This window comes from uncultured Campylobacter sp., from assembly GCF_938045595.1.
In the GTDB taxonomy this organism is placed as follows: Bacteria; Campylobacterota; Campylobacteria; order Campylobacterales; family Campylobacteraceae; genus Campylobacter_B.
Window position 1 is genome coordinate 1 of the sequence record NZ_CALIBB010000304.1, and the last position, 2,108, is coordinate 2,108.

The 2,108-nt window shown below is 49.6% G+C and carries 3 protein-coding genes; all 3 read right to left on the reverse strand.

Annotated features, from left to right (window positions below; all coding sequences use genetic code 11):
- Positions 1–1,198 (reverse strand): UvrD-helicase domain-containing protein (locus Q0340_RS11685; RefSeq protein WP_298083451.1); only part of this gene is annotated, 1,198 nt, incomplete at its 3' end.
- Positions 1,195–1,602, reverse strand: coding sequence for a hypothetical protein (locus Q0340_RS11690; protein ID WP_298083452.1), 408 nt, complete (start codon positions 1,600–1,602; stop codon positions 1,195–1,197). The genes Q0340_RS11690 and Q0340_RS11685, both read right to left, overlap by 4 nt.
- Before the next feature lies 1 nt (position 1,603).
- Positions 1,604–2,108: M3 family metallopeptidase (locus tag Q0340_RS11695; RefSeq protein ID WP_298083453.1), on the reverse strand; the 505-nt coding region annotated here is incomplete at its 5' end.

The following is a 2,108-nucleotide window of genomic DNA, read 5'->3' on the forward strand; positions in this document are numbered from 1 at the left end:
AGCGCAGATAGGCGATCGTATCCTTGATCTCGGCGCGCTCGTAAAATTTCACGCCGCCTACCATTTTGTACGGGATTTTGGCGCGATTTAGCCCCTCCTCTAGCGCGCGCGAAAGAGCGTTTACGCGGTAAAGCACGGCGATTTGAGAGGGCGCTACGCCGCTTGAAAGCAGCTTTTTGATAGCTTCTGCGATCTTTGCCGCCTCGATACTCTCCTCGTCCGAACGCAAAATTTCGATCTTTTCGCCGCCGCCGTTCATGCTAGTAAGGCTCTTGCCGAGGCGGTTTTTGTTATGCGAAATGAGCTCGTTGGCCGCATTTAAAATTTCATCCGTGGAGCGGTAATTCTGCTCGAGTTTAATAAATTTTACGTTTGAGAACTGATCTTTAAAATTTAGAATATTTTCTATCCGCGCGCCGCGCCAGCCGTAGATACTCTGATCGTCATCGCCCACTACTACGAGGTTTTCGTGCGCGGTGCAGAGCTTTTGTAGCAGTTTGAATTGAATGTCGTTGGTGTCCTGATACTCATCGACCGTGATGTAGGCGTAACGGCGCGAAATTTCATCGCACAGCCGCTCATTCGCGCTTAAAATTTTATACGGCAAAATCAGCAGATCATCGAAATCTACTAGATTATTCGCCGCCAAATACTCCTCGTAGCGCTTATATGCTCTAGCGCAGTGCGCGTAAAATCCGCTATACATCCTGCTTAGCTCGTCATCCTCGCCCTTTAGAAGCTCGTCGATATCTTTGGGATCGATCAAGGAATTTTTATAGGTTGAAATTTTAGCCGACAATAGTGACGTGGGCAAATTTATCTCAAAGCCCTTGATGATCTTTTTCTTATCGTCGGTATCGATCACTTGGAAGTTTGCGCTACGCCCAAGCTCGCTAATATGAAATTTCAAAAACAGAAGTCCAAATTTATGAAAGGTGCACAGAAGCGGCACGCTGCTTAAATTTAGCCCGCTTATCAGATTAAGCGCTCGCGAGCGCATCTCGACGGCGGCTTTGTTCGTAAACGTAAGCGTGAGAGTATTTTCCGCAGGCACGCCGTTTGCGAGCAGATAGGCAAGGCGCGCGGTGATCGTTTTGGTTTTGCCGCTGCCCGCACCCGCTAAGATTAACATCGCTCCGTCCACGTGGCTCGCAGCCTCGCGCTGAGCGGGATTAAGACCTTCTAAAATATCACTCATCTTGAGAAAATTTTACGCGATTTTTCGCGCTTAAGCCACTCGGACTCGGGACGAGAAAAATTTACCGCGATGGGCTTGCCGTCCACGACGATCTGCAAGACCGCGTAAAACGGCACACTAAGCGTGCTTGCAAAATCCTGCGGCCCAAATCCCGCCTCGAAAACCAGCTCATCCTTGCTAAGATGCGCACTAGAGAGCGTGTATTCCTCCAGCTGCAAAAAGATCGCGGGCATTTTGAAGCTTTTTAAAATTTCCTCCGGCAGCAGCGGGTCAAATTTTATCTGATCCGTCCTCGCAACGATGCCAAATCCATATCCAAGAGCTAAAACGTAGTCCAAAACCGCGCCTATATGTGCACTGCTCGCAGCGATAAATTTATCGTCTTTTAAAATTTTATCTATCATCCTAACCCCTCACAAACTCATCTACAAGCGCCGCGACCTGCTCTATGCCGATGCGCCAAAACTCGCTTTTATTGATGTCAAAGCCGAATTTCGCCACTAGCTTTTGCGGTGCGTCGCTGCCGCCCGAGCTTAAAAACTCGGTGTAAATTTGAACGAAATTTTCGAGCCTACCGCTCTTATACAGCCCGTAAAGCGCGAGCACCAAAAGCTGCGCGTAGGCGTAGGAGTAGCAGTAAAACGGCGTGTGAACGAAGTGTGGGATGTAGCTCCACCAGCTTTTGTAATGATCCTGCAAGATTAGCTCGCCCGCAAACATCTTGCGCGACTCCTCCATCCAAAGCTCACCCACCTGCTCGACGCTTAGCTCATCCGTACTCGCATGCACGCGCCGCTCAAAGGTCGTAAATCCGATCTGGCGGTAAAGCGTAGCGAAGATATCCTCGATCTTTGCCGCAAGCATCGCTCTTAGCGCAGTCTTATCGCTTGCGGTCTGCGAGAGCGTATCC

Excerpts from the sequence above, each read along its gene's own strand:
- Q0340_RS11690 (WP_298083452.1), bottom strand. The coding sequence starts at position 1,602 with ATGATAGATAAAATTTTAAAAGACGATAAATTTATCGCTGCGAGCAGT.